Below are 6,877 nucleotides of genomic sequence, written 5' to 3' on the forward strand. Positions count from 1 at the left end.
TTCATGCTGAACTGGCTGATTTATTGACCCTATTGGTTCAAAATTTAGTCCTTTATATTCTCATTCATTCATTTGTAGTTATACGGAGCCAGCACCTAAAATGGCAAAAGTAGTTGGAATTGACTTAGGAACAACGAACTCCTGCGTGGCAGTGATGGAAGGTGGTAAACCCACAGTAATTGCTAATGCTGAAGGTTTTCGGACAACGCCATCAGTAGTCGCATTTGCAAAAAACGGCGACACCTTGGTTGGTCAAATCGCCAAGCGCCAAGCGGTGATGAACCCCGAAAATACGTTTTACTCAGTCAAACGCTTTATCGGTCGCCGCTACGATGAAGTAGGTAATGAAGCTACAGAAGTTTCTTACAAAGTCCTCAGCAGCAGTGGCAATGTTAAATTAGATTGTCCTATAGCTGGTAAACCGTTTGCTCCTGAAGAAATTTCTGCAAAAGTTCTTCGCAAACTAGTTGAAGATGCCAGCAAATACCTGGGTGAAACTGTAACCCAAGCTGTAATCACCGTCCCCGCATACTTCAATGACTCGCAACGGCAAGCGACAAAAGACGCGGGTAAAATTGCCGGGATTGAAGTTCTACGGATTATCAACGAGCCGACAGCTGCTTCTCTGGCATACGGATTTGACAAGAAGAGTAACGAAACCATTCTCGTGTTTGACCTTGGTGGTGGTACCTTCGACGTATCCGTACTGGAAGTAGGAGACGGAGTTTTTGAAGTACTAGCCACATCTGGTGATACTCACCTTGGTGGTGACGACTTTGATAAAAAAATAGTTGACTTCTTAGCAGAGAAGTTCAAGAAAGCCGAAGGCATTGACCTGCGGAAAGATAAACAAGCTTTACAACGTCTGACTGAAGCCGCAGAAAAAGCCAAGATTGAGCTTTCTAGCGTCAGCCAAGCAGAAATTAACTTGCCATTTATCACCGCTACCCAGGATGGGCCTAAGCACCTGGATACAACCCTGACTCGCGCTCAATTTGAAGAACTTTGCTCTGACTTAATCGACCGTTGTCGTATTCCTGTGGAAAACGCTCTCCGGGATGCCAAGTTAAACAAAGGCGATATTGATGAAGTAGTGTTAGTTGGTGGTTCAACCCGCATCCCTGCTGTGCAACAGATTGTGAAGCAGGTATTAGGTAAAGATCCCAACCAAACCGTTAACCCTGATGAAGTCGTAGCAGTTGGTGCAGCCATTCAAGCCGGGGTATTGGCTGGTGATGTAACTGGCATCTTGCTGTTAGACGTAACACCGCTATCTTTGGGTGTTGAAACATTGGGCGGCGTGATGACCAAAATTATCCCCCGCAACACAACAATTCCCACCAAGAAATCGGAAGTCTTCTCCACTGCTGTGGATGGACAAACCAATGTAGAAATTCATGTTCTCCAAGGTGAACGCGAATTTTCTAACGATAACAAGAGCTTGGGAACCTTCCGTCTGGATGGTATTCCTCCTGCACCACGTGGTGTTCCTCAAATTGAAGTGGTGTTCGATATTGACGCTAACGGTATCCTTAACGTCACAGCTAAAGACAAAGGTACTGGTAAAGAACAGTCCATCAGCATAACCGGCGCTTCTACTCTGGATAAATCTGATGTTGACCGGATGGTAAGAGAAGCTGAACAAAACGCTTCATCTGACAAAGAACGGCGTGAGAAGATTGAACGCAAGAACCAAGCCGACTCCTTGGCATACCAAGCTGAAAAGCAGCTACAAGAATTGGGCGATAAAGTTCCCGATGCTGACAAGACCAAAGTCGAAGGTTTAGTGAAAGAACTGCGGGAAGCAGTTGCTAAAGAAGACGATGAGCAAATCAAGAAGCTCACCCCAGAATTGCAACAAGCGCTATTCGCCGTTGGTAGCAACATCTATCAACAAGCTGGTGGCGGTGCTACACCTGGTGCTGAACCTCAAGATGGTGGTTCTACCTCTAGTTCTGGTAGCGGCGACGATGTAATTGACGCTGATTTTACAGAAAGCAAATAATTCCCCTACTTCTTTTGGGAAGATTATTTTGTCCCACCTCATATTACCCACTCAGACAAATGCCTGAGTGGGGATTTTTTTTAAGGAGTTATGGGTTAAAAGTTAAGAGTTTGAAGTTAGAAGTTAGAAGTTAGAGTAAAACTAATATTGGTAATTCTTAATCTTAATTCTTAACTTTATTCCTAACTCCTCACTCTCAACTCCTAACTCCCTTTATTCCTAACTCCTCACTCTCAACTCCTAACTCCCTTATGCCATATCCACAAGCACCTTGGACACTTCAAGGCTACGCTATCCAAACTCTGCATTTGGTAAATATTGACCGAGTGCGCCCTTTGATTCCCTTAGAGTTAGGAATTATTTCTGTATGGCCTGGTAAAACCCTTGCTAGCGTGTATTTATCTAATTACGGTTCAGGCTCGGTACTGGAGTACAGCGAATTAATAATTGCTCCAGCTGTGGTTAATTACCAGAGAAAAATCGGTGGTTGGGTTTCCCACATTTATGTAAACAATGCTGATTCGGTGGCTGGTGGTCGAGAAATTTGGGGACTACCAAAGGAACTAGCTAAGTTTACCTGGCAGCAAGGAAACCATGTTACTGTGTATCAGGAAAACCGGAAGCTTTGTAGCCTTAACTATAATCAACAAAGCTTGGCATGGAGACAGTGGTTAAGTGGCTCTGCTTTCAGCGCCAAGGGTGCTGATTTGCTAATATTCCCTGCTGAATTTGAGTCCGTATTGGGTTTGATTAGTTCTAATTTAGAAGTCCCCGCCGAAAGTCCTTTTTCTGAAATAGGTTTAGGTCAGCCTTGGTTAACTGTGCGTTGTGAGCAGATGAGTTTGCGGATTGATGCGCCAAAAGTTGTCGAGCAGATGCGTGTCTAGGCATTTCCATCTAAACATTCTTTCAGTCAAATCCGGCTTAAATTGGTAGCCCTGAATTTTATGGGCTTACACTGAAACTTCCCTTGTTATTCGGCTCTGGGTCGGTGAACCAACTGCCGCTAATGCCTGTAGCACTTGTAAGCCCGTTGAAAGTTTGTACATAATTAAAACCATTACCTACATAACGTCGCATAGTAAATTGATTGCCTGACGAGGAACCAACAACCAAATCTGAGAAACCTGCACTGGGAAAGTTTATCGTACCCTTAAAGCAAGTTCCTTCGGTACATTGATAGGTTTCTTCGATTCTCAGTGTTAGATTGTCTGTTTTTCCTTGTGTATTATTTTGGAATCCGAAATATTGACCTTTACCAATAGCTAGTGCGTGATTAGCGGAAGTTAGTATTGCTAATCCTGCCAAAATAGTAGGAATGTAAAAATTACGAAAATCCATGATGATTTCTCCTTTTGATTCATTTGGTTCCAATACGTTTGGCTTTGTGGAAAATTGTAGGTAGGGTTAAGCAAAGCGCAACCCAATAAAGCCCTGGAAATGTTAGGTTACGCTGCGGGAAGCGCCTTTGGGTCTACGTTCCTCAAACGCCACTTAGCTTCAAGTCGGGGAACCCGCCCAACGCAGTGGGTCCCCAACCTACACAATTTAAGGTTTTTGGCGCTAAACCAAGCGTATTACATTTGATTCTCTGGCTTTTCAACCCCTTCACCTACTGAATTGCTTGGCTTTCAGTTTTTTATTCCGGTGGTAGGGCAAATTCTTTTAACTCTTTCTAAATATTAGAACTTCCACTAATCTGACTAAACAAACCAAAGAAAACTTTACATACTTGGGTTTTCTCATGCTGACTGTACTTAGTAGTGCTTAAAATTTTGTTGAAAACGGGGATAGAAAACACAAGTTTGAACAATTTGAACAAAAGGAATTTCATCTTAACCTGTCACGAATGCCTTTATCCTCCAAGAGGACGGCATCATGTCAACAAGAGCAGTAGATTCTCCATAGGCCTAAAAATAGTTTGATTAATTTATGCTTCTTGCTAAGGGTTTAGGTGTAGGCATAGCCCGTCGCAGACATCGCTTTGAGGTATGCAAACTATACCAAGCGATAAATACTAAATTCTTCCGTTGATTTTTAATCTTGATCGTGGTTAAGAGTAATTTAGATGTGTTTGCCCTGGATGACAAGCCCCAGATTTGAAAATTGCTCTTTTACTTTTTGTTGTTGTCGTCATAGAGATAGCGATCGCTGTTTCCTCTTTGAGATTATTCTGAAAATATCTTAACCTCCCAACATCTGCAAGTTATGCAAAGTGGCATAAAGCCCTCCTTGTTGCAGTAGTTCATCATGACTTCCCTGTTCGATTAATTCACCGCGCTTGAGAACAAAAATCCGGTCTACATTGCGAATTGTAGACAGGCGGTGAGCAATAATAATGGCAGTACGTCTGAGCAAAAGCTGGTTTAATGCTTCTTGAACTAAAGCTTCTGTACCAACATCTAAACTAGCGGTAGCTTCATCTAGTACCAAAATTTGGGGATTGCGAATGGCAGCCCGCGCAAAGGCTAAAAGTTGCTTTTCACCACTAGAAATATTTGTACCCCGTTCTCGCAGTTGAGTATCATACCCTTGCGGTAGTTGTTCTATAAACTGGGCAATGTTGGTTTGCTCTGCTGCTTGTTGAATCTGTTCAATGGTATAGCCATCTCCTAAAGAAATATTGCTTTTAACATCGCCAGCAAACAAAAAGCCTTCTTGGAAAATTACTGCCATGTAGCGCCGCAGTTCTGCCTGTGGTACTTCCCGGATATCTATACCATCTATGAGAATGCGTCCTTGGGTGGGTTCGTAGAGGCGGCACAAAAGACGGATGATCGAACTTTTACCCGCACCTGTGGGACCGACTAATGCAATTTTTTCACCTGGATGAATGGTGAAATCTAAGTCTTTAATTACGTAATCATCATTTTTGTAAGCAAACCAGACGTGATCAAAACGGATTTCTCCCAGTTCAGGCTCGGAAGTAACGTCTGGGGATTCTAGATTTGCAACGATCTCGTCTATGTAGCCAAATTTTGCATCAAATATTGAGAAGCGGACATTGGCGCGATCGCGGATTTCTATTGGTTCATCTAATATATCGCCTACGCGTTCAATGGCGGTAAAACCAGCTTGAATGACTGTAAATTTTTCGGCGAAATCCCTTAAGGGATCAAATAATTGCTGGGCATATAAGATAAATGCAGATAAAGTTCCAAAAGCCAAACTTTTTCCTAACAGTAACCAACCACCCATGCACAAAACAGCTGCGATCGCAATCAGACCAATCCATTCTAAGGTTGCTGAAATAAATGAATCATAAAAGATGGTTTGATCCATCTGCTGAGTGTAGCGCCGATTCGTGGCGCGAAACAATTCGGCATTAAATTTTTCCCGGCGGAACAACTGCACTACGTTAATGCCAACCACATTTTCTTGTAGTTGTGAGTTCAGAATAGAAAGTTCTTCTCGCCCTTTGTAATTAGCTTTGCGGTACTGTTGCTGAATGTAAACAATTAACCAGGTAACTGGTAACAACATCAATAGCAGCATACAAGTGAGTTGCCATTGGATGGAAAACATAAAACCCAAAAGCACCAGCATGGAAAACAAATTGGACACAATCCCAATCGCTCCAGTAGAAAAGACATCGCCTAACACTTCCACATCGCTGGTGATTCTGGTGATTAATTTACCTACGGCTGTGCGGTCAAAAAACCGTACTGCTAAAGATGTCACATGCTGGAATAAGTCTTGGCGAATTGCTGCGGTGATTTTTTGCCCTAGATTTTGTACTATATAACCTTGGAAGCCCGTCAAAGTCAGTCGGATTGCGTTCGCAACTAACAATAATCCCAGCAGGATATTTAGCCCTTGTGACAAGGGACGACTTCTGAGAAATTCGTAAGTGTTTGGTTCATTGCGAATTAGGGAGATAGCTTGGCCAATCAACAGTGGTTGTACAGCATTAGCTAGGGCAAGCGGTACAAGTAAGCCCATTGATAGCGCCAATAGCCGTCCGTTACGACGGGCATAAGGCACTAGACGCAAAAACAACCGCCAGTCGTTTTCAGTGCGACGATGTTGCGTATAAGATTTTTTGAGAGATTGATAGATGCTCATAGTAAGAGCATTATATTAATGTTTGTAAAAAATACGCTTGTTTAAAGTCAGTAAATCAAAAAGTTTTTCTTGGAAAAGTGATGCCTGCGGTGGTCACTGAGCTTGGCCGTTGTGCGGGCTACGCCTACTTAAATTATAAGTATTTTTTGATACTGTTAAGCCCTTAATCTGCCAACCAACAGACATACAGGAATCCGATTTTATTCGGAGAACTTAGTTGCGTGGTGCGCGTTCGCGTCTCTGAAAGAGAAGCCTCTCGCAGCGCAAGCACGATAGGTAGGCAATAGTGAAGAAGACAGGTAAATATGTACTGAGTTTTTTCAAAAATAAAATGCTAATCCTATAGTATATATAGCAATCCTATCTGAATTTGGAAAATTCGTGGTGTTTAGATCCCCGACTTCTCAAAAAAGTAAGGGATCTAACTTTTCACAGATGATCTAGGATTGTTATATTAAGATAACTTATGATTGGCTGTCCGATAAATTGTCAGTACTATTAATTAATGCTTGCAAGCCAAAACATTAGTTCGGCGTTTTTGTGCTTTAATTTCTTTATTTTTTATTTAAAATGGATGAAGGGAATGGTTTTTTACGTAATAAATTTGAATTTACTACTCTTATAATGTAAGGGTTTTTATCAAAATTAAAATAAGATAATTATATTTATTAAATGTTCTTATACCAATTTAATATGAAGCTGCATAGAAAAGAGCTTCTAGGATAAAATTATAAGAAGAGACAGAAATCACCTGCTCAAATGAAAGTTGGTCGAATATTTCTTGGATGCGATCACGTAAAGCTTGTA

At 41.9% G+C, this 6,877-nt stretch carries 4 protein-coding genes; 2 read left to right on the forward strand and 2 right to left on the reverse strand.

What is annotated here, in order from left to right; genetic code table 11:
- Positions 1-100 precede the first annotated feature (100 nt).
- Entirely contained in the window at positions 101-2,005 is a 1,905-nt protein-coding gene (gene dnaK / locus H6G96_RS36070) for a molecular chaperone DnaK (RefSeq protein ID WP_190918733.1), read from the forward strand.
- 251 nt (positions 2,006-2,256) lie between these two features.
- Positions 2,257-2,892, forward strand: a complete 636-nt coding sequence (locus tag H6G96_RS36075) for an acetoacetate decarboxylase family protein (protein WP_190918735.1) — start codon at positions 2,257-2,259, stop codon at positions 2,890-2,892.
- A 58-nt stretch (positions 2,893-2,950) separates the two neighbouring features.
- Here H6G96_RS36075 and H6G96_RS36080 read toward each other — a convergent pair whose 3' ends face one another.
- Both H6G96_RS36080 and H6G96_RS36085 read right to left on the reverse strand, forming a co-directional pair.
- Positions 2,951-3,346, reverse strand: a complete 396-nt coding sequence (locus H6G96_RS36080) for a hypothetical protein (protein ID WP_190918737.1) — start codon at positions 3,344-3,346, stop codon at positions 2,951-2,953.
- Between the two features lie 843 nt (positions 3,347-4,189).
- Positions 4,190-6,070, reverse strand: coding sequence for an ABC transporter ATP-binding protein (locus tag H6G96_RS36085; RefSeq protein ID WP_190918740.1), 1,881 nt, complete (start codon positions 6,068-6,070; stop codon positions 4,190-4,192).
- Positions 6,071-6,877: the final 807 nt, after the last annotated feature.

It is taken from the genome of Nostoc sp. FACHB-892 (assembly GCF_014698795.1).
Lineage (GTDB): Bacteria > Cyanobacteriota > Cyanobacteriia > Cyanobacteriales > Nostocaceae > Nostoc.

What these genes read in the sequence shown, in the direction of transcription:
- dnaK (WP_190918733.1), top strand. Translation starts at nt 101, where the DNA reads ATGGCAAAAGTAGTTGGAATTGACTTAGGAACAACGAACTCCTGCGTG.
- H6G96_RS36075 (WP_190918735.1), top strand. Translation starts at nt 2,257, where the DNA reads ATGCCATATCCACAAGCACCTTGGACACTTCAAGGCTACGCTATCCAA.
- H6G96_RS36080 (WP_190918737.1), bottom strand. Translation starts at nt 3,346, where the DNA reads ATGGATTTTCGTAATTTTTACATTCCTACTATTTTGGCAGGATTAGCA.
- H6G96_RS36085 (WP_190918740.1), bottom strand. Translation starts at nt 6,070, where the DNA reads ATGAGCATCTATCAATCTCTCAAAAAATCTTATACGCAACATCGTCGC.